20 protein-coding genes and 1 pseudogene are annotated in these 16,777 nt (G+C 71.8%); 14 read left to right on the top strand and 7 right to left on the bottom strand.

From position 1 onward, the window contains the following. Window positions 1-109 precede the first annotated feature (109 nt). Window positions 110-919 (top strand): ArsR/SmtB family transcription factor, encoded by an 810-nt coding sequence (locus HDA32_RS12960; protein ID WP_179643423.1) that lies wholly within the window; start codon window positions 110-112, stop codon window positions 917-919. Window positions 920-1,214: 295 nt separating this feature from the next. Here HDA32_RS12960 and HDA32_RS12955 read toward each other — a convergent pair whose 3' ends face one another. Beyond that, window positions 1,215-1,700 carry a DUF6194 family protein gene (locus HDA32_RS12955; protein WP_218882434.1) on the bottom strand — a complete coding sequence of 162 codons (486 nt, stop codon included), beginning with the start codon at window positions 1,698-1,700 and terminating at the stop codon, window positions 1,215-1,217. 223 nt (window positions 1,701-1,923) lie between these two features. Between HDA32_RS12955 and HDA32_RS12950 the strand changes: the two genes are divergently transcribed. The 6 genes from HDA32_RS12950 (at window position 1,924) to HDA32_RS12925 (ending at window position 7,109) form a co-directional block, all read left to right on the top strand. Continuing rightward, window positions 1,924-2,331 carry a RidA family protein gene (locus HDA32_RS12950; protein WP_179643422.1) on the top strand — a complete coding sequence of 136 codons (408 nt, stop codon included), beginning with the start codon at window positions 1,924-1,926 and terminating at the stop codon, window positions 2,329-2,331. A 142-nt stretch (window positions 2,332-2,473) separates the two neighbouring features. Continuing rightward, window positions 2,474-3,007, top strand: coding sequence for a sugar O-acetyltransferase (locus HDA32_RS12945; RefSeq protein WP_179646665.1), 534 nt, complete (start codon window positions 2,474-2,476; stop codon window positions 3,005-3,007). 209 nt (window positions 3,008-3,216) lie between these two features. After that, a complete protein-coding gene (locus HDA32_RS12940; RefSeq protein ID WP_179643421.1) occupies window positions 3,217-3,408 on the top strand; it encodes a hypothetical protein in 192 nt (63 codons plus the stop codon). A 261-nt stretch (window positions 3,409-3,669) separates the two neighbouring features. Beyond that, window positions 3,670-4,971 (top strand): aminotransferase class I/II-fold pyridoxal phosphate-dependent enzyme, encoded by a 1,302-nt coding sequence (locus tag HDA32_RS12935; protein WP_179643420.1) that lies wholly within the window; start codon window positions 3,670-3,672, stop codon window positions 4,969-4,971. Window positions 4,972-4,980: 9 nt separating this feature from the next. Next, window positions 4,981-5,871 (top strand): dihydrodipicolinate synthase family protein, encoded by an 891-nt coding sequence (locus HDA32_RS12930; protein ID WP_179643419.1) that lies wholly within the window; start codon window positions 4,981-4,983, stop codon window positions 5,869-5,871. Further along, window positions 5,868-7,109, top strand: a complete 1,242-nt coding sequence (locus HDA32_RS12925) for an MFS transporter (RefSeq protein ID WP_179643418.1) — start codon at window positions 5,868-5,870, stop codon at window positions 7,107-7,109. The genes HDA32_RS12930 and HDA32_RS12925 overlap by 4 nt, the downstream gene beginning before the upstream one ends. Window positions 7,110-7,186: 77 nt before the next feature. On the opposite strand, the pseudogene HDA32_RS12920 reads toward HDA32_RS12925, so the two are convergent. Beyond that, a pseudogene (locus tag HDA32_RS12920) lies at window positions 7,187-7,558 on the bottom strand (ATP-binding cassette domain-containing protein); the annotation flags it as partial. Between the two features lie 74 nt (window positions 7,559-7,632). Between HDA32_RS12920 and HDA32_RS12915 the strand changes: the two are divergent. Beyond that, window positions 7,633-8,601, top strand: a complete 969-nt coding sequence (locus HDA32_RS12915) for a helix-turn-helix transcriptional regulator (RefSeq protein WP_218882433.1) — start codon at window positions 7,633-7,635, stop codon at window positions 8,599-8,601. 199 nt (window positions 8,602-8,800) lie between these two features. Then, a complete protein-coding gene (locus tag HDA32_RS12910; protein WP_179643416.1) occupies window positions 8,801-9,448 on the top strand; it encodes a DJ-1/PfpI family protein in 648 nt (215 codons plus the stop codon). A 273-nt stretch (window positions 9,449-9,721) separates the two neighbouring features. On the opposite strand, the gene HDA32_RS31775 is transcribed toward HDA32_RS12910, so the two are convergent. Next, window positions 9,722-9,976 (bottom strand): hypothetical protein, encoded by a 255-nt coding sequence (locus tag HDA32_RS31775; protein ID WP_179643415.1) that lies wholly within the window; start codon window positions 9,974-9,976, stop codon window positions 9,722-9,724. Window positions 9,977-10,041: 65 nt separating this feature from the next. Between HDA32_RS31775 and HDA32_RS12900 the strand changes: the two genes are divergently transcribed. After that, window positions 10,042-10,332 carry a DUF3817 domain-containing protein gene (locus HDA32_RS12900; protein WP_179643414.1) on the top strand — a complete coding sequence of 97 codons (291 nt, stop codon included), beginning with the start codon at window positions 10,042-10,044 and terminating at the stop codon, window positions 10,330-10,332. A gap of 38 nt (window positions 10,333-10,370) precedes the next feature. Here the strand turns inward: HDA32_RS12900 and HDA32_RS12895 are convergent, their stop codons facing one another. Further along, window positions 10,371-11,321: a GlxA family transcriptional regulator gene (locus tag HDA32_RS12895; RefSeq protein WP_179643413.1), complete on the bottom strand. Its 951-nt coding sequence runs from the start codon at window positions 11,319-11,321 to the stop codon at window positions 10,371-10,373. 282 nt (window positions 11,322-11,603) lie between these two features. On the opposite strand from HDA32_RS12895, the gene HDA32_RS12890 reads away from it, so the two are divergent. Next, window positions 11,604-12,098, top strand: coding sequence for a methylated-DNA--[protein]-cysteine S-methyltransferase (locus HDA32_RS12890; protein ID WP_179643412.1), 495 nt, complete (start codon window positions 11,604-11,606; stop codon window positions 12,096-12,098). Window positions 12,099-12,186: 88 nt separating this feature from the next. On the opposite strand, the gene HDA32_RS12885 is transcribed toward HDA32_RS12890, so the two are convergent. Beyond that, complete coding sequence (locus tag HDA32_RS12885; protein ID WP_179643411.1) at window positions 12,187-12,999, bottom strand: alpha/beta fold hydrolase; 813 nt, start codon at window positions 12,997-12,999, stop codon at window positions 12,187-12,189. Between the two features lie 266 nt (window positions 13,000-13,265). On the opposite strand from HDA32_RS12885, the gene HDA32_RS12880 reads away from it, so the two are divergent. The 3 genes from HDA32_RS12880 to HDA32_RS12870 are packed head-to-tail and all read left to right on the top strand — an operon-like array spanning window position 13,266 to window position 14,983. After that, complete coding sequence (locus HDA32_RS12880; RefSeq protein ID WP_179643410.1) at window positions 13,266-13,688, top strand: hypothetical protein; 423 nt, start codon at window positions 13,266-13,268, stop codon at window positions 13,686-13,688. A 5-nt stretch (window positions 13,689-13,693) separates the two neighbouring features. Continuing rightward, window positions 13,694-14,194: a thiol-disulfide oxidoreductase DCC family protein gene (locus HDA32_RS12875; RefSeq protein WP_179643409.1), complete on the top strand. Its 501-nt coding sequence runs from the start codon at window positions 13,694-13,696 to the stop codon at window positions 14,192-14,194. A gap of 9 nt (window positions 14,195-14,203) precedes the next feature. Next, entirely contained in the window at window positions 14,204-14,983 is a 780-nt protein-coding gene (locus HDA32_RS12870) for a TetR/AcrR family transcriptional regulator (protein ID WP_312863163.1), read from the top strand. Here the strand turns inward: HDA32_RS12870 and soxR are convergent. Together soxR and HDA32_RS12860 are read right to left on the bottom strand one after the other, a co-directional pair. Continuing rightward, window positions 14,980-15,495, bottom strand: coding sequence for a redox-sensitive transcriptional activator SoxR (gene soxR, locus HDA32_RS12865; RefSeq protein ID WP_179646663.1), 516 nt, complete (start codon window positions 15,493-15,495; stop codon window positions 14,980-14,982). The two genes, HDA32_RS12870 and soxR, sit on opposite strands and share 4 nt — an antisense overlap. Before the next feature lie 80 nt (window positions 15,496-15,575). Continuing rightward, window positions 15,576-16,508 carry a hypothetical protein gene (locus HDA32_RS12860; protein ID WP_179643408.1) on the bottom strand — a complete coding sequence of 311 codons (933 nt, stop codon included), beginning with the start codon at window positions 16,506-16,508 and terminating at the stop codon, window positions 15,576-15,578. Between the last annotated feature and the right edge of the window lie 269 nt (window positions 16,509-16,777).

Here is a 16,777-nt window from a genome sequence, read left to right as displayed (position 1 = left end):
CTGACGGAGTGCAACGCTCCGACCTGGGTGGGTTACCGGCCATTGACATGCAGCCGGTTGGCTGCCTATGTTTTATGCAGCCAATCGGCTGCACTTTTGAGGAGCGAAGATGGACGAGGTGTTCAAGGCGCTGGCCGATGCCAGCCGCCGCCGGCTGCTCGACGACTTGAACACCCGCAATGGGCAGAGCCTGCGAGAGCTGTGCGCCGGGCTGGACATGGCCCGGCAGTCCGTCAGCAAGCACCTGGCCCTGCTGGAAGCGGCCAACCTGGTCACCACGGTGCGGCGTGGCCGGGAGAAGTTGCACTACCTCAACGCCGCGCCGATCAACGCCATCGCTGAGCGATGGATCGACCAGTACGACCGCGAGCGGGTGCATGCGCTCGCCGATCTGAAGACGGCATTGGAGCGAGAATCCATGGGCAATCCCGAGTTCGTCTACACCACCTACATCAGCACCACGCCGGAACGGCTCTGGCTGGCGTTGACCGACCCGGCTTTCACCCGTCGCTACTGGGGGGTGACGTTCGAATCGGATTGGAAGACGGGGTCGGCGATGACCTGGGAGGAAGGCGGAAGGAAAATCATCGACTCCGCTCAGGTCGTCCTCGAATCCGAGCCCTACCGCCGACTGTCCTACACCTGGCACACCTTCACGCCGGAGTGGGCCGAGAGCGCCGGGGTGAGTGATGAGGTACTCGCCAAATTGGCCAACGAACGCAGGTCGAAGGTGACGTTCGAGATCGAGCCGCTCGGGGAGACGGTCAAGCTGACCGTCGTGCACGACGGCTTCGGCCCCGAGAGCACCGTGCTGGAGATGGTCGGTGAAGGCTGGCCGACGCTCCTGTCCAGCCTCAAGACACTGCTGGAGACCGGCGAGGCCCTGCCCCACCCCGACCCCGCCGGCCAAAGCGGCTGACTCGCCGAGCAGGTCGCTCGCCTCAGGTCCGGTGAGGACCCGCTGGAGCGGCGTGGTGCGGGCCGACGTCGCCACGCCGCTCGGCCTCACCGCCCGACCCGGTCCGCGCCGGTGGGAGCCGGTCGCGGAGTCGGGCCGTGCTTGGCGAAGCCCATGCGCGCGAAGAAGGCCGCGGTTGCGGGTCGGAAGACCAGCCGGTACTTCCTAGGGCACTCGTGAGCCGCGCCGCCGCAGAAGGCTCGGCGTGAGGTGGCCCCCTGCGCGCACCGCGTCGTGCGGCCGTACCCGGCGGCCGCTACCGGGAATCCTGCGCGCGGCCGCGGACGCCCCTGCCGGAGCGGTTGGCGTGCTTGCGGGCCGCGAACCGGTGAGCCTCGTCGAGCAGGCGCGCTACGTCATCGGTGGTGTTCGCGCCCGGGTTCACCACGCATATCCAGTACTGGGACGCGTAGTACGGGTGCGGCATCACCCGGTCCCGCTCCGAGTGGTCGAACCCCGTGTCGAGTACGCCGTGCTCGTCACGGTCCGTGGGGGCGGGACCGAACCGCGAAGTGTAGGCGGCCTTGGTCAGACCGATGTTGAGCCTGTAGGCCTCCGGGGCGTCGAGGCCGGAGACGGAGTCGTGGTCGTCGCCGGTCACGACCGTGGCGAAGGGGAGCCAGCGGTCTTCGGGGAGATCGCCGTCCGGGTCGTAGGTGAAGAACGTGTCCCCGGAGCTCTCGACGGCCCGAACCCCGTCGAACGTCTCGCTGATGTAGTGCGTCATGGCAGTAGCGTCCACGCCGAAAACCTCCCCGGCCCTCTGATGAGCAGTTACCCTTCAAGTTTCTCATTGAAGTGTTTTTAGAGGGTTTGAGCGGCATCGACAACGCCTGACGTGCATGTCGTACAGATAACCCTCAAATCGCGGTTCGGGGCTTCCGTTATCGGCGCGCTCACGCCCGGCCGGTTCGGGCCGCCGCGGGCGGTGGTGCGCGGCGTCCCGGGCGGCCGATCATGGAAGCATGATCAACAACAGAGTCACGCTGATCCGCAATCGAGAACTCACCGACGCGGTGGACTACGCCTACGCGGCCGCGGCCGAGGTCCCGGTGCGCGCCGTCTGGACCGCGGGGGCCTGCCCCCTCGACACCGAGGGGAACACGGTCGCCGTGGGGGACTACGCCGGCCAGGCGCACCAGGTGATGCGCAACCTCATCGCGGCGCTGGAGGGCGCCGGGGCATCCCTGAACCAGGTCGTCAAGACCACCGTGTACGTGGCGTCGGCCGACCAGGCCGACCTGGTCGAGGCCTGGGAGGTCGTCCGCGAGTACATGGGGGAGCACGACGCCCCCAGCACCCTGCTCGGCGTGGCCGCTCTGGGCTACGACCACCAGCTCGTCGAGGTCGAGGCCGTCGCCGTGACCGCGTGACGGCGCACGGATCCCGGATGCGGCGGCCGATGCCGCGGCGGACTAGGCTGGGCCGGTCTTTTCGATGCCGTGCCGTCGACACGAAGGGTGGCCGCCGCGCCGTCCCTGGGAGGGAACCGCCGTGGCCACCCAGAAGGAGCGCATGCTCGCCGGTGAGCTCCACATCGCCGACGACCCCGAGCTGGCGGCCGACCTCCGGCGCGCGGCGCTGCTGAGCGAGCGCTTCAACGCGAGCAGCGCCGCCGACCCCGGGGCCCGCCGGGACCTGCTGGTCGAGCTGCTGGGCGAGGTCGGCGACGGCGCCGAGGTGCGGCCGCCGCTGCACGTGGACTACGGCCACCAGATCACCATCGGCGCCGGGACCTTCATCAACTTCGGTGCCGTCCTGCTCGACGTCGCCCGGATCGCCATCGGCGCCGATGTCCAGATCGGCCCCAACGTCCAGCTCCTGACCCCCACCCACCCGGTGGAGCCCGAAGCGCGGCGCGCCAAGTGGGAGGCCGCGCAGCCGATCACGATCGGCGACAACGCGTGGCTCGGCGGCGGCGTCATCGTCTGCCCCGGGGTGACCATCGGCGCGAACACCGTCGTCGGCGCCGGGGCCGTCGTCACCCGCGACCTGCCGGCCGACGTCGTGGCGGTCGGCAACCCCGCCCGAGTGGTACGGGAGATGTGACCCCCGCCGGGAGGCGACCGATTTCGTGACCGCGACTTTCGCAGCGGTCGACCCCGTCATTCGGAAGAGTCGGCGATCGTTCGCAGTGGAGAGCGCCGTGGTCCAGCGCTCGCCACGCACTCACCCGGCAGGTGGAGGCGGATGATGTTCACGCAACTCTTGACCTCCTCCCGGCCCTGAAGAACCAGGATCAGGAGCGACACGCACCAGTGCCCGCCCTTGCGGGAGACGGTGGCCGAACGGATCTGTCCACCGATCGGCCGGGACATATCGTCCGCGGGCTCAGCGTCTTCTATCCGGCCCAGTCCGTCGACGTCGTCGGGGTCACCTCCGAGGCCGAGGCGCGCTCCGGCGAGCGCGGGGAGCCGGCGCCGGAGCGCGCCGAGCGCCTCGCGGAATGAAGGGGCTCATCGAGGAATGCGCTACCACGGCCTGACCGCGCCCCGCGTGGCCGACCGGGAGCACATGCCGCCTAGATTTCCTTCCCGAAAGGGAACGGGGGGCCGGCACCGCAAGGAGCACACAGGCACTGAGGAGGACCTTCACCGGTGCGGTGGACATCTCCGGATCTGGATTCGCGCCCGGTGCGGAGTGTCGGGTCTGACCGCACCCGACCAGACACCCTTTTCTTTTGTCCTAGGACATATATGTATGGTGGAGGCATGCCTGAAGAGCCGTCCATCACCGGAGACACCGCCGCCGCGATCGCCGACTCGGTACGCGCTCTGATCGCACAAGGGGAACTGCGCCCGGGGGAGGTCCTGCCTTCGGTTCGTGGACTTGCATCCCGGCAAGGAGTCAACCGCAACACCGTCGCAGCCGCCTACGCCGCGCTGGCAGCAGCAGGTGTGGTCGAGACCCGCCGCCGCGGGGGCACGGTGGTGCGCGACGTCGTCCCCGTACCCAGCGAAGGCGCGTCAGCGCCCGTGAACACGGTCAACCTCGCTGACGGCAACCCCGACCCGGCGCTCCTGCCGCCGCTGCCTGACCTTCAGGGCTACGAGACCGTCCTGTACGGTGCTCCCGGTATCGACGAGTCGCTGAACCACTGGGCTCGGCGGCGCATGCTCCCCGACACCGAAAACTCGGGGACCCTCGTGCTGACCCACGGGGCCGTGGACGCGGTGGAGCGTCTGCTGAGCGCGCACCTGACGCGCGGGGACGCCGTCGCGGTCGAGGACCCGTGCTTCTTGTCGAGCATCGGCACGTTCCGCCTCAACGGCTACCGTGCTCTGCCAGTGCCAATGGACGAACACGGCATGGCCGCCGAGGGGTTGCGGGCCGCCCTGGAAGCCGGGGCGCGGGCGGTAGTGTGCACGCCTCGGGCGCACAACCCGACCGGTGCGAGCCTGACCGAGCAGCGCGCCCGGGAGTTGCGCGCCCTGTTGGCCGATCATCCGCACGTGCTGGTGATCGAGGACGACCACTACTCAGCGCTAGCCCACACCCCCTACTGGCGCATCACCCCACCCGAATCCACACGGTGGGCGCTGGTGCGCTCGGTGTCGAAGTTCCTGGGTCCGGACCTGCGCCTGGGCCTGACCGTATGCGATGCCGACACCGCGGCCCGGTTGCAGGCCCGCCTGGCGGCGGCCACGTGGGTCAGCCACCTCCTGCAACACCTGGTCGCCAGGGTTCTCACAAACCCCGCCACACCGGCACGTCTGGACCACGCCGCCCAGGTGTACACACGTCGCCGTCGGCTGCTGACCGACGCGCTAGACGCTCACAGCGTGCCCTGGCTGGCCGGTCCGGACGGTCTCAACGTGTGGATACCGCTGGCCGAGGACGCGGAGGCGGCCGTGGTGGAGGAGCTGGCCGAGCACGGGTGGGCCGTGCGCCCCGGATCACTGTTCACCCTGACCCACCGACCGGCCATCCGCATCACCACCGCCACCCTGGCCCCCGAGCACACCGAAGCCTTCGCCGCACGCCTGGCCACCACCCTTGCCTCAATCAACTAGGAGAACCCCATGTTCACCGGACTGAGCGCCTTCCCCCTGACCCCGCTCAACGAGGGCCGCTTCGACGAAGCCGCACACGCCCGACTCATCACCCGCCTGGTCGACGCCGGTGTCGACTCGATCGGCGCGCTGGGCTCGACCGGCTCCTACGCCTACCTCGACCGCGACGAGCGCCGCCAGGTCGCCCGGGCCAGCGTGCGTTCGGCAGGTGGGGTGCCGGTGGTGGTCGGTATCGGCGCGCTGCGCACCTCTCACGTGCAGGCCTTGGCCGAGGACGCCCAACAAGCCGGGGCATCGGCCGTGTTGTTGGCCCCCATGAGCTACCAGCCGCTCACCGACGAGGACGTGTTCGAACTCTATGCGGACGTCACCGTAGGAGTGTCGGTGCCGTTGGTGGTCTACGACAATCCGGTCACGACGCACTTCACCTTCTCGACCGAGCTGTATGCGCGCATCGCCGTCCTGCCCAACGTGGCCGCGATCAAGATCCCCCCGGTCCCGCTGGGGGCAAACGCGGCACGCGAGCGCGTCGAGGCGATCCGCGCGGTCGTGCCCGACCACGTGAGCATCGGCGTGTCCGGGGACAGCGCCGCCGCCACCGGCCTGAACGCCGGCTGCCAGGCATGGTTCTCCGTCGTGGGCGGCACCCTGCCCGAGGCGGTGCTGCCGATCGTGCGCGCCGCACGCCAGGGCGACCCCGAGGGCGCCCTGGCCCACTCCGAGCGCCTGCGTCCGTTGTGGGAGTTGTTCGCCGCCCACGGCAGCCTGCGGGTGACGGCGGCCATCGCCGAACACCTGGGGTTGGTCCCCCCGTCCTGCCTGCCCCGCCCTCTTCTGGGGCTGACCGCTTCCCAGCGGGAGCAGGTTGTGCGTGTGGTGGAGGAACTGCACCTGTCATGAGCCGCGCTACCTCACCTCCCAGAGGGGGTCTCGCACGCTACGTCGTGGCTGCGGCGTTGGCCCGCTCGGCCGATGCCGGGGGTGTGGTCGCCGTGGTGCTCATCGTGAGTTCCGATGGCGGCCCGGCCTGGGTGGGCGGGCTGCTGGGGGCGTGCATCACCGCCCCGCACTTGCTCGGTCCCTTCGTGGCTCGCCCCCTGGACACCGCCGCCGACGGGCGCAAGGTCATCGCCTTGGCGGCCCTGGTGCACGGGGCGACCCTGGCCGCGGCGGTGCTGGCCTACCCCCACACCCCCGCAGCGGTACCGGCTCTGCTGCTGATCGCCTCCGGTCTGGTGGGTCCCTTCCTGACCGGCGGGATCAGCAGCAGGCTCCCCGCGATCGCCGGGACCACCCGGCACGGCCAAAGGCGCGCCCAGGGCTGGGACGTGGCCACCTACGGGCTCAGTGGGACCCTGGGGCCGACCATCGTCGCGCTCATCTCGGCCGGGTCCTCCCCGACGGTCGCGGCGCTGGTGCTGGCCGCAGCGACGTTCGCAGCTGCTGGTCTGGTGTTCCTGCTACCGTTCGCACCCCCCGCCGCACATGGCGCCCAGGTGCCGCGCCCGCTGCGGACCCTGCGCATCATGCTGGCCTCGGGGCGGTTGCGCCGCACCCTGTACCTGACCATCGTGGTTGCCTGGGCGGTCGCGGTCCTGCCCATCACCGCGGTCCATTCCACCACCGAGCTGGGCGCTGCCGCTGCCGCTGCCGGAGCCCTGACCGCCGCCTACGGCGCCGGAAACCTCGCCGGTTCAGCGGGGATGATGCTTCGTCCCGCGCGTGGGGAGGCCGATCGCCTCATGACCCTTCTGGCCCTGACCGTGGCCGTTGCCCTGGCCTTGGCGCTGGTGGCACCGAACCTGTGGGCGGCGGTGCTCTGTTACGCGGCCGTGGGGGTCGCCAACGCCTACTTTTTCGCCGCGACCTTGGCCGCCCGCACCGAGTACTCCCCTCCCCAGGCGCGCGGGCAGATCTTCGTGTGGATCGGCGCGCTCAAGATCACCGCTGGATCGGCTGGGACAGCGTCGGCTGGGGCGATCATCGGCGTGTGGGCACACCTGCCCTTGGTGTTAGCCACCGCGTTCACACTCCTGGCCGCCTTGGTCTCCCAACTCGACCGTCTCGCCCACCGTCCCGCTGCCTCAGGGGAGAAGCACGGCACGCCCGCGGAACCCGACCACGGACACCGTCCCTGACGGCGGGTGCTCGAACACGAAACACAGATCTCACTCAAGACCGCCTGAGCTTGGCACCCGTGGTCGTGTCCTTCACTCATGCTTTCCCTCAGCTCGGCGGCCCGGGCGCGCGCCGCCGCGACGCTCATCCCGTAGGCCCGGCCCTGGCTGATCAGCTCGTCGCGGCCCCGCTGGCTGTGCCCGGCCCCGTTGCCCTGGCCGATGTAGCCGATCCGGCTGCGCACGCCGCGCTGACCGGTCACCACGTCGAATCCGGCCACCTCGGCGCTGCCCGAGGTCGGCGGCAGCAGCGTGGTGAGCATGCGCAGGGTGGTGGACTTGCCCGCCCCGTTGGGACCCAGAAGGACCACCAGTTCCCCGGCCTCGACATGCAGATCGATGCCGCGCACCGCCTCGACCGTCTTCTTCTTGACGGTGAAATACCTGGTCAGTCCGCTCGTGCGGATCATCGTGGTGCTCATGGGGACCAAGTTAGAATCGATTCCGGCCACTTCCTGGCCTCAATGTCGTGGAATCTGGAGTCATGGCGAATACGAGTGCACGAATGCTGCGACTGCTGTCCCTGCTGCAGACCCATCGGTACTGGCCGGGCGGCGAACTGGCCGACCGGCTGGAGGTGAGTGAGCGAACGCTGCGCCGCGACGTCGACCGGCTGCGCGAACTGGGCTACCCGGTCGACGCCAGCCGAGGCGTCGCGGGCGGCTACCAGTTGCGGTCCGGCACGGCCATGCCGCCGCTGCTGCTCGACGACGAGGAGGCGGTGGCCATCGCCGTCGGGCTGCGCACGGCGGCCGGGGGCGCCGTCGACGGCATCGAGGAGACGTCGGTGCGCGCGCTGACCAAGGTCGTCCAGGTGATGCCGCCGCGGCTGCGCCGACGCGTCGACGCGCTGCAGACCCACACCGTGCCCGCCGTCATGGGCGAGGAGCCGAAGGTCAACGCGCTCGCTCTGACGGTGATCGCCCAGGCGTGCCGCGACGACGAGCGGCTGCGCTTCACCTACGCCGCCCGAGGCGACGAGCCGGCAAGGCGGCTGGTCGAGCCGCACCGGCTGGTGTCGATGGGGCGCCGCTGGTACCTCGTCGCCTGGGACGTCGAGCGCGACGACTGGCGCACCTTCCGGGTCGACCGGCTGACCGGGCCGAAGGCGATCGGCGTCCGGTTCCGCCCGCGCGAGGTTCCCGGGGGCGACGCGGCCGCGTTCGTCCGCGACCGGATGGCCTCGATACCGACGCGCTACCAGGTGGTGGTGGACGTGCGGGCGACGGCGGCCGAGGTCGAGCGGGTCGTGTCGCGCTGGGGGACGGTCGAGGCCGTCGACGACCGGTCGTGCCGGTTGATGATGAACGTCGACGAGCTGAGCTGGCCGCTCCTGGTGCTCGCGGCGCTGGGCGCCGACTTCGATGTGGTCGGCCCGCCCGAGCTGCGCGACCACCTGCACGCCACGGGCGCGCTCTTCCTCCGCGCCGCTGCTCCGCCCGCGTCCGAATAGCAGGGGCCTGCGCTGCGAGCGCGGCGCGGGACCCGAACGGCCGGGGCCGGGCATGTGGATTCCGGTACTCGGCGCCACAGCGCTTGGCGGGAATCCGTTGCCTTGTGGCGATCCGGCCACTTCTGCGGATCTTCCCTCGTGGCTAGTTTCGAGTCGCCGCGGCCTTCAGGCCGCACTCGAACGAGGAAGGATCTCTTGCATGCTCGCGCAGATCGTGCTGTTCGACGGCTTCGACCTGATGGACGCCGTCGCCCCCTATGAGGTGCTGTCAGCGGGGGGCTCGGCCGCGGGGGGAGCGCTCACCGTCGAGACGGTCTCGGCCGAAGGGCCCCGCCTGGTCCCGAGCGGCTCTCCCGGAGTCGGCCTCACGGCGAGCTCCACGCTGGACCCGCACCGCGCCGACCTGGTCGTCTTCCCCGGGGCCTCCGGGAAGGTCGGGGGCGAGGGGCCGGACACGATCGCGGCGGTCCTGGCGCGGGTCCTGGAGACGGAGCTGCAGGCCGGGCTGAAGGCCGCGCTGGAGGAGCCCGGGCTGACGGTGGCCACGGTCTGCGGAGGCTCGCTCCTGCCCGCGCTGTCCGGGTTCATCCCCGGCCGCAACGCCGTCACGCACCGCATGGCCATGGACGTCCTGGCCTCCACCGGCGCCACCGCCGTCGCGGCCAGGGTCGTCGACGACGGGGACCTGGTGACCGCGGGAGGAGTGACCTCCGGCTTGGACCTCGGGCTGTACCTCCTGGAACGTGAACTGGGGCCGCGGATCGCCCGCGCGGTGGAGGAGCTGTTCGAGTACGAGCGCCGGGGCACGGTGTGGCGCCCGGAGGGTCCCGTACCGGTCGCGCCGTGAACCGCCGGATCGGCCGGCGCCGGCCGACCGCCTCCCGGCGTCCGGTCGGCGGCGCGCCGTCGCCGGTTCCTCCCGCCCACCCAGCCCACGTCGGAAAGACCAGCCCGTGACCGAGTTCCTCCTGAGCGTCCACGTCCTCGCGGCGATCCTGGCCATCGGCCCGGTGGCCGTGGCGGCCAGCATGTTCCCCCGGTACGCGCGCCTCGCGCACGCGGCCCCCGCCGACGGCCGGGCCGGGGCCGTCCTTGCGGTCCTGCACCGCGTCTGCCGCGGCTACGCCGTGCTGGGCATCGTGGTGCCCGTCTTCGGGCTGGCCACCGCCATCAGCCTGCGGGTGCTCGGCGACACGTGGCTGATCATCTCCATCGCGCTCACGGCGCTCGCGGCCGCCGTGCTGGTCGCGGTCGTCCTCCCCGGCCAGAAGCGGGTGATCGCCGAGATCGCGGCACCGGACGGGGAGGCCGCGCCGGACCGGCGGGACGGCCCGCGTGCCGGGGCCCGCCTGGCCATGGCCACCGGGATCTTCAACCTCCTCTGGGCGGTCGTGGTCGTGCTGATGATCGTGCGCCCCGGGTCGACAACGGGGGTGTGCCGTGCCGCGCGACCTCCCCTTCCTGCGGCTCGCCTCCGCCGCCGAGGCGCTGTCCCTCGTGGTGCTCCTGGGCAACCTCCTGACCGTGCACTGGGCGCCCGTCTCCTCGATCATCGGGCCCGTGCACGGCTGCGCCTACCTCATGGTCGTCGCGGCCACCTGGTTGGTGCCGGGCGCCTCGGTCGGGGCCAGGATCCGCGCCTGGGTCCCCGGGGTGGGCGGTCTTCTGGCGACGAGGGCGCTGGTGCGCGACCGCGGGCCGCGCTCCGCGGAAGCGGGCGCCGACCGCTGACCCCGGCGCGGCGCGCCTTCCCCCCGGGCGGCGGGCCCTCAGTCCGGCGCCGGCGCCTGGAAGGCGCGCCGGTAGGCGTGCGGGCTGGTCCCGACGAGCCGCTTGAAGCGGTCGCGGAAGGTGGTGGCCGACCCGAACCCGACCTGTCCGGCGATCCGCTCGACCGGGTGGACGGTGGTCTCCAGCAGGTGCTGCGCCCGGCGCAGCCGGGCGCGGTTCAGCCACTGCAGGGGAGTGGTGCCGGTCTGCTCGCGGAAGCGCCTGCCGAGGGTCCTGGTGCTCACCGCGCCGTGCCGGGCGATGTCGTCCAGGGTGAGCTCGCGGTGGGCGTTCTCCTCCATCCAGCGGAGGAGGGGCTCCAGCGACGCCCCGTCGGGCGCGGGCGGCTCGTGCGCGATGAACTGGGCCTGCCCGCCGTCGCGCTCCAGCGGCATCACCGCGATGCGGGCGGCGTCGGCGGCCACCGCCGAACCGTGGTCCCGGCGGACCATGTGCAGGCACAGGTCCATGCCCGCTGCGGCGCCGGCCGAGGTCAGGAACTGGCCGTTGTCGACGAACAGGACGTCCGGGTCGACCTCGACCGCGGGGTGGCGCCTGGCCAGCTCCGGCGTTGCGGCCCAGTGCGTCGTGGCACGCAGCCCGTCGAGCAGGCCGGTGGCCGCGAGGACGAAGGCGCCGACGCAGATGGAGGCGATCCGGGTGCCGTCGGCGGCCGCCGCGCGCACCGCGTCGAGCACCTCGGCGGAGACGCCGGCGGCCGGGTCGGCGGTGCCGGGCAGGACGACGGTGTCGGCCCTGGCCAGGGCCTCCAGTCCCCAGGGGGCGCGCAGCGTGAAGGTCCCCGCGTCGACCTCCTCCTCCGCCGCGCAGATCAGAACCTGGTAGGCGGCGCGCCCGCCGGGCAGGCGGGTGCGCCCGAACACCTCGATCGGGGTCGAGAGGTCGAAGGGCACGACCTTGTCCATGGCGAGAACGGCGACGGTGTGCATGGCGACAACCTAGCCGACCGCCGGATTCCGGCCAACCTCGTAGCCCCTGCCAGCGGACCGCGTCGACGGCCTCGGTTCCGGCTCCCGGCTCCGGTGAGTGCGGGCGCAGGACCGGGCCGGCGTGCAGCCCCGATGCCTCCGGCAACCGCGGCGCCCGATCTCACGAAACGGCGCCGGCCGTCGTCTACCCGGTGTGAGAGCGATCGGCTGGAGCGCACCGGTCCAACCGCGCCCGTGCTCGGGGCGGGGCGCAGCGGCCACTGAGACGAGGAGGGGGACCGCATGAGGACCCACACGATCATCGACTCGCCGGTCGGGGCGCTGACCCTGGTGGCCACCGACGGAGTCCTCGACGGCCTGTACATGCGGGACCACGCCCGCATGCCCGACCCCGCGACCTTCGGCGAGCGCGCGCCCACCGGGTTCGAGCGGGCCGAGGAGCAGCTCGCGGAGTACTTCGCCGGAACCCGCACCGCCTTCACCCTCGACACCGCGCCGCGGGGCACCGCCTTCCAGCGCCGCGTCTGGGACCTGGTGGCCGCCATCCCCTACGGCCGGACCCGCAGCTACGCCCAACTGGCCGAGGCGCTCGGCGGCGGGGACCACTCGGTGACCAGGGCCGTCGGCACGGCCAACGGCCGCAACCCGCTGTGCGTCATCGTGCCCTGCCACCGGGTCGTCGGCAGCGACGGCTCCCTGACCGGCTACGCCGGGGGCCTGGCGCGCAAGCGCTACCTGCTCGACCTCGAGGCCCCGGCCGAGGTCCGGCTCTTTTAGAGGACCTCCCGAAAAGAGCCGGGCCCGCGGTCCTCAGGACTCCGGCAGCATGCCGGTGACCCGTTCGACGACCTCCGGCGGCGCCCGGCTACCGCGTCCCCTCCGCAGCGGCGGCGAAGAACTCCTCCAGCACGGGGGCCAGGACCTCGGGGTCCACCTCGTGCGTCTGCCCCTCCAGGCGGCGGTACCGACCGTGCGGCAGGGTCTTCGCGACCGTCTCCGCGGCCTCCTGCATCCACGCGAGACCGGCGCCGCCGTCCAGCACGAGCGTCGGCACAGCGATGCCCGCCACCCGTTCGGTCGGTATCGCGCCTCCGCTGCTGCTGATGCCCATGACCGCGTAGTCGTAGGCGAGCGTGGGCGCCATCTGCTCCAGCGCCGACCACATCGGCGCGCCCCGCATCTGAGCGATGTCCTCCGCGGAGACTCCCGCACCCGTCATGAAGAACTCGACCGCGTCGGCGCGGCGGCCCGCCGACAGCAGTTCGGTGAGCCGCGCCCCGTCCTCCTTCGCCTGCCGCAGTTGGGCGTGATCGCCATCGGGCGTGAAGGGCGCCTCGTAGATCGCCAGCCGGGTGACGGCCGCGCCCTGGGCCGCGGCTTCGAGGGCGAGGGCGGCGCCGGAGGAGATGCCGAACACCGACGCCGATCCGCCGGCCGCGGCGATGACGGCTTCCAGGTCCTCCACCTCCCGCCGGACCGTGTACGGCGCCGTGTCCCCGCTCGCGCCGCGGCCGCGGCGGTCGTAGGAGTAGACGGTGAAGCGCGGTGCCAGCAGTTCGGCCAGCGGCGCGCCCGTCGACCGGTCGCAGAACGCGCCGCCCACGTAGACGACCGGCGGCCCGTCGCCGAACCGGTCGTAGGCGATGGTCGTACCGTCGTTCGACGTCACTGTGTGCATACGGTTTCCTCCGACTCGTTCGCGCGTCCCGACGTGCGCGGTGTCGACCGTGTAGACCGCGCGGCGGGCCGAAACTCATCGGTCGGGCCGATGAGTTTCGGCCCGCCGCCCCGTTTTCGGCGGCGCGTCGCCGATGCGGACGTGGCCGTGGTTCGCGCAGGGCCGCGTCGACGGCGGAGTGCTCCCGCCCACCCTCTTGAACGCGTTCAAAAACAGGTTTAGAGTCGTGGTCGACATTAGATTTGAACACGTTCAAAAGAGGAAACATGGACTTCGCCGTCGTCACCTACGCCACCTACCTGCTGATCAGCATCGGACTCACCGTCTGGGTGGCGCGCACACTCAGCCGGAACGGCAGGATCTTCCTCGCCGAGGTGTTCAAGGGCAACGAGGAGTTCGCCATGTCCGTCAACCACCTGCTGGTCGTCGGCTTCTACCTGGTGAACCTGGGCTTCATCGCCTTCCACATGCGGCTCGGGGTCGACATCACCGTTGTCCGCGGGATCTTCGACGCCCTCTCGGCGAAGATCGGCACGGTCCTGCTCGTCCTCGGCATCCTGCACTTCGCCAACATGTACACGCTGAGCAGGGTGCGCCGCCGCGCGGTCCTGGACCGGGAGGAGCACCCACCGGTGCCCCCGGCGGGGTGGACCGAGCCGGCCGTCCCCCAGACCCGAGAGCAGAGGTGATCCCGATGGCCGCGACCACCCCCGCGCGAAGCCGGGCCGCCGCGCCCCCGGTGCGCGGGCTGGTCGTCCTCTACGACGCCGACTGCCCGCTCTGCCGCCACCTGCGCGGCTGGCTCGGCCGGCAGCCGCGACTGGTGCCGTTGGATTTCGTCCCGGCCGGCTCGGCCGAGGCCGCGATCCGCTATCCGCACCTCGACCACTCCGCGACGCTGCGCGAGATCACCGTGATCGGCGACAGCGGGCAGGTCTGGACCGACGCCCGCGCCTTCGTCGTCTGCCTGTGGGCGCTCGCCGGCTACCGGCCCATGGCCGACCGCTTCTGCACGCCCTCCGGGGCGCGGCTGGCCCGGGGCGCGCTGCTGGCCGCGTCGGGATACCGCAAGGCCACCCGTTCACCGGGCCGACCGGGACCGGACGGGGAGGAGGACTTCGGCCCGCGCCCGCGGGACGAGGAGGACCGGCCGCCCTCCGACGGCTGCGACGACCGCTGCCCCGTGCCCGACTAGGGTGGGGGCGTGGACAGCGCAGCGCCGACCGACGACGCCCCCGCCGACGCCGCCCCGGCAGGGGAGGGCGGCGGGAGACGGGCGCGGAGCGCCGGGTCGGCCAAGAGCGAGCAGACCCGCGCGCTCATCCTGGAGACCGCGATGCGGCTCTTCCAGGAGCGCGGGTACGACCGCACCACGATGCGGGCCATCGCCAAGGAGGCCGGCGTCTCGGTCGGCAACGCCTACTACTACTTCGGCTCCAAGGAGCACCTGATCCAGGGCTTCTACGACCGGATCACCCGCGAGCACAGCGCGAGGGCCACCCCGGCCCTCGCCGGGAGGCGGGACTTCGGCGAGCGACTCGGCACCGCCCTGACGACGTGGCTGGACACCGCTGAGCCCTACCACGGGTTCGCCACCCAGTTCTTCCGCAACGCGGCCGACCCCAGCAGTCCGCTCAGCCCTCTCTCGGAGGAGTCGCGCCCCGCGCGCGCCACCGCGGTCTCGCTCTACCGGGAGGTGCTGACGGGCTCGGGCCTCAAGATCGACGACGAGCTGGCCGAGCTGCTGCCCGAGCTCCTCTGGCTGCTGCAAATGGGCGTCGTCATGTTCTGGGTCTTCGACCGCACGCCCGGCTGCGAGCGCAGCCGCCGGTTCGTGCGGCGCTGCACTCCGCTGGTGGCGCGGCTGGTCTCGCTCTCCCGCTACCGGATCCTGCGCCCCATCGTGCGCGACGTCGAGGGCCTCATCCGCGACTTCGTCACCCCCTCCACCCCCTCCGCCGACCCCGGCGGGACGCCGCGCTAGCCGTCGCCGGCGGAGTCGCGGGCCGAGGAGGAGTCGGCGACCGGATCCTCGGCGCAGGACCGGACGCAGTCGACGAGCAGGCGGCGCGCCCCCGGGCCCTCCTCGCCGAGCACGTCGTGCGGGTTGGACAGCACGCAGTCGCTCAGGGACAGGCAGCCGCAGCCGATGCAGCCGGTCAGGTCGTCGCGCAGCCGCTGCAACTGGAGGATGCGGTCGTCGAGCTCGCTGCGCCACATCGCCGACAGCCGCGCCCAGTCCTCCCGGGTGGGCGTGCGCTCCTCGGGCAGCCGGGCCAACGCCTCCCTGATCGCGCTCAAGGGGATGCCGACGCGCTGCGAGACGCGGATGAACGCGACCCGACGCAGCGTGTCCCGGGTGTAGCGGCGCTGGTTGCCGGCCGTCCGCCGACTGCGGAGCAGCCCTTGGCGCTCATAGAAGTGCAGCGCCGAGACCGCCACGCCGCTGCGGGCGGCGAGCTGACCGACCGTGAGTTCCCTGGTCTTCCACGACATCTGTGCCACGCGGCCGATTCTAAAGCAACCTCGATCATAGTTCAGGTTCCCCGCCCCGGAGGCGCTGCCGGTCGGCCGGATCAGGACCCGCCGGGTCCGAGTCGACCGACCATGTCTCGCAATTCGGCGCGCTCGGCGGTGGTGGCGGGCCTGACGTGCTCGGCGAGCGCGACCAGCTCCTCCTCGGAATCGGTGTGCCAGGCGAGGTGGACACGGGTCTGCGCATCAAGGTCCATGTAGAGGGTCGGGCCATAGGAGTCGCGGAACATGACGGTGAAATCACCGCGTTCGACCCCCACGCAGTCCTCGGTGCCCCCGGGGCAGTCCTCATCCCGCTGCCGCCCGTCGGACTCCTTCGGGCGGTGGGCGTAGAGGAACGCCGGCACCGCGTCGGCGTTCCGCACGTGGCGGTACTCCACCACCACCTCGCCCTGGTCCGGACGCGGCTCGACACCCACCGGCTCCCAATCCGAGTGCTGCATGACCGGAATGGCGGTGTACCGGTCGAACTCGGCGCGCAGCTCGGCCCGTGCCGAAAGCACATCGGCCGCCGCACCCGAGGCGAGCGCCATGACGGCCACCGCGGCCGCGGCCGCCCCCGCCACCCGGCGCCGACGGAGTGTGACCGCGGCCGCGCAGATCAACGCGCCGGAGAGCACGACGAGGGCCGCATGGCCCCACCATGGGACACCGCTCGGCCACCGCAACCCGCCGACCCCGCCGAGGCGGCGCAGCACCCGCCCGCACACCGCCCACAGCCCTGTCAGGACCAGGAGTCCGCCCACAACCTCGACTGCGAGGACGTTGCGGGACGGGCCTAGGTGCCCGTCCCAGAAGAGCAGGGACTCCAGCGCGGAGAAGAACAGCACCGCCGCAGGCAGCGCCACCGCTGCGGCGCCGCCGAGCAGCGCCGCGGCCGCCCACCGGCGCGGTGGCGCCGGTGGGCGGCCGGGAGGCCGGAGTTCCGAGGCAGAGGAGTCGGAAGTGGAGGGCAGAGGAGGCGGGGTGGTCATCGCTGTGCAATTCTGGTCGGTCGGTCGCGAGCAATTCCTGCGGGCGTGAAACCAAAGAGCCCCTCGGCCGGGGAACGACGCCGAATTCCGAACCCCTCCCAAGGTACACACCAGACGCTGATGGGAGTTGGAAGGCTGTGGTCGCAGTCCTTTCGTTCACCACCGCATGACGTGGAAAGGCTGCCGTCAGCGCGCTGACAACAGCCCCACCAGGTCCGCACGGGCCCGGCCAAGACCTGGAAACAGTCCCGGCCTTCCCCCATCAACGA

The sequence above is a fragment of the Spinactinospora alkalitolerans genome, from assembly GCF_013408795.1.
In the GTDB taxonomy this organism is placed as follows: Bacteria; Actinomycetota; Actinomycetes; order Streptosporangiales; family Streptosporangiaceae; genus Spinactinospora; species Spinactinospora alkalitolerans.
This window is presented reverse-complemented; position numbering and strand designations above follow the sequence as displayed.

Coding starts and splice junctions, on each gene's coding strand:
- HDA32_RS12960 (WP_179643423.1), top strand. CDS start 110: ATGGACGAGGTGTTCAAGGCGCTGGCCGATGCCAGCCGCCGCCGGCTG.
- HDA32_RS12950 (WP_179643422.1), top strand. CDS start 1,924: ATGATCAACAACAGAGTCACGCTGATCCGCAATCGAGAACTCACCGAC.
- HDA32_RS12945 (WP_179646665.1), top strand. CDS start 2,474: ATGCTCGCCGGTGAGCTCCACATCGCCGACGACCCCGAGCTGGCGGCC.
- HDA32_RS12935 (WP_179643420.1), top strand. CDS start 3,670: ATGCCTGAAGAGCCGTCCATCACCGGAGACACCGCCGCCGCGATCGCC.
- HDA32_RS12930 (WP_179643419.1), top strand. CDS start 4,981: ATGTTCACCGGACTGAGCGCCTTCCCCCTGACCCCGCTCAACGAGGGC.
- HDA32_RS12925 (WP_179643418.1), top strand. CDS start 5,868: ATGAGCCGCGCTACCTCACCTCCCAGAGGGGGTCTCGCACGCTACGTC.
- HDA32_RS12915 (WP_218882433.1), top strand. CDS start 7,633: ATGGCGAATACGAGTGCACGAATGCTGCGACTGCTGTCCCTGCTGCAG.
- HDA32_RS12910 (WP_179643416.1), top strand. CDS start 8,801: ATGCTCGCGCAGATCGTGCTGTTCGACGGCTTCGACCTGATGGACGCC.
- HDA32_RS12895 (WP_179643413.1), bottom strand. CDS start 11,321: ATGCACACCGTCGCCGTTCTCGCCATGGACAAGGTCGTGCCCTTCGAC.
- HDA32_RS12890 (WP_179643412.1), top strand. CDS start 11,604: ATGAGGACCCACACGATCATCGACTCGCCGGTCGGGGCGCTGACCCTG.
- HDA32_RS12885 (WP_179643411.1), bottom strand. CDS start 12,999: ATGCACACAGTGACGTCGAACGACGGTACGACCATCGCCTACGACCGG.
- HDA32_RS12880 (WP_179643410.1), top strand. CDS start 13,266: ATGGACTTCGCCGTCGTCACCTACGCCACCTACCTGCTGATCAGCATC.
- HDA32_RS12875 (WP_179643409.1), top strand. CDS start 13,694: ATGGCCGCGACCACCCCCGCGCGAAGCCGGGCCGCCGCGCCCCCGGTG.
- soxR (WP_179646663.1), bottom strand. CDS start 15,495: ATGTCGTGGAAGACCAGGGAACTCACGGTCGGTCAGCTCGCCGCCCGC.
- HDA32_RS12860 (WP_179643408.1), bottom strand. CDS start 16,508: ATGACCACCCCGCCTCCTCTGCCCTCCACTTCCGACTCCTCTGCCTCG.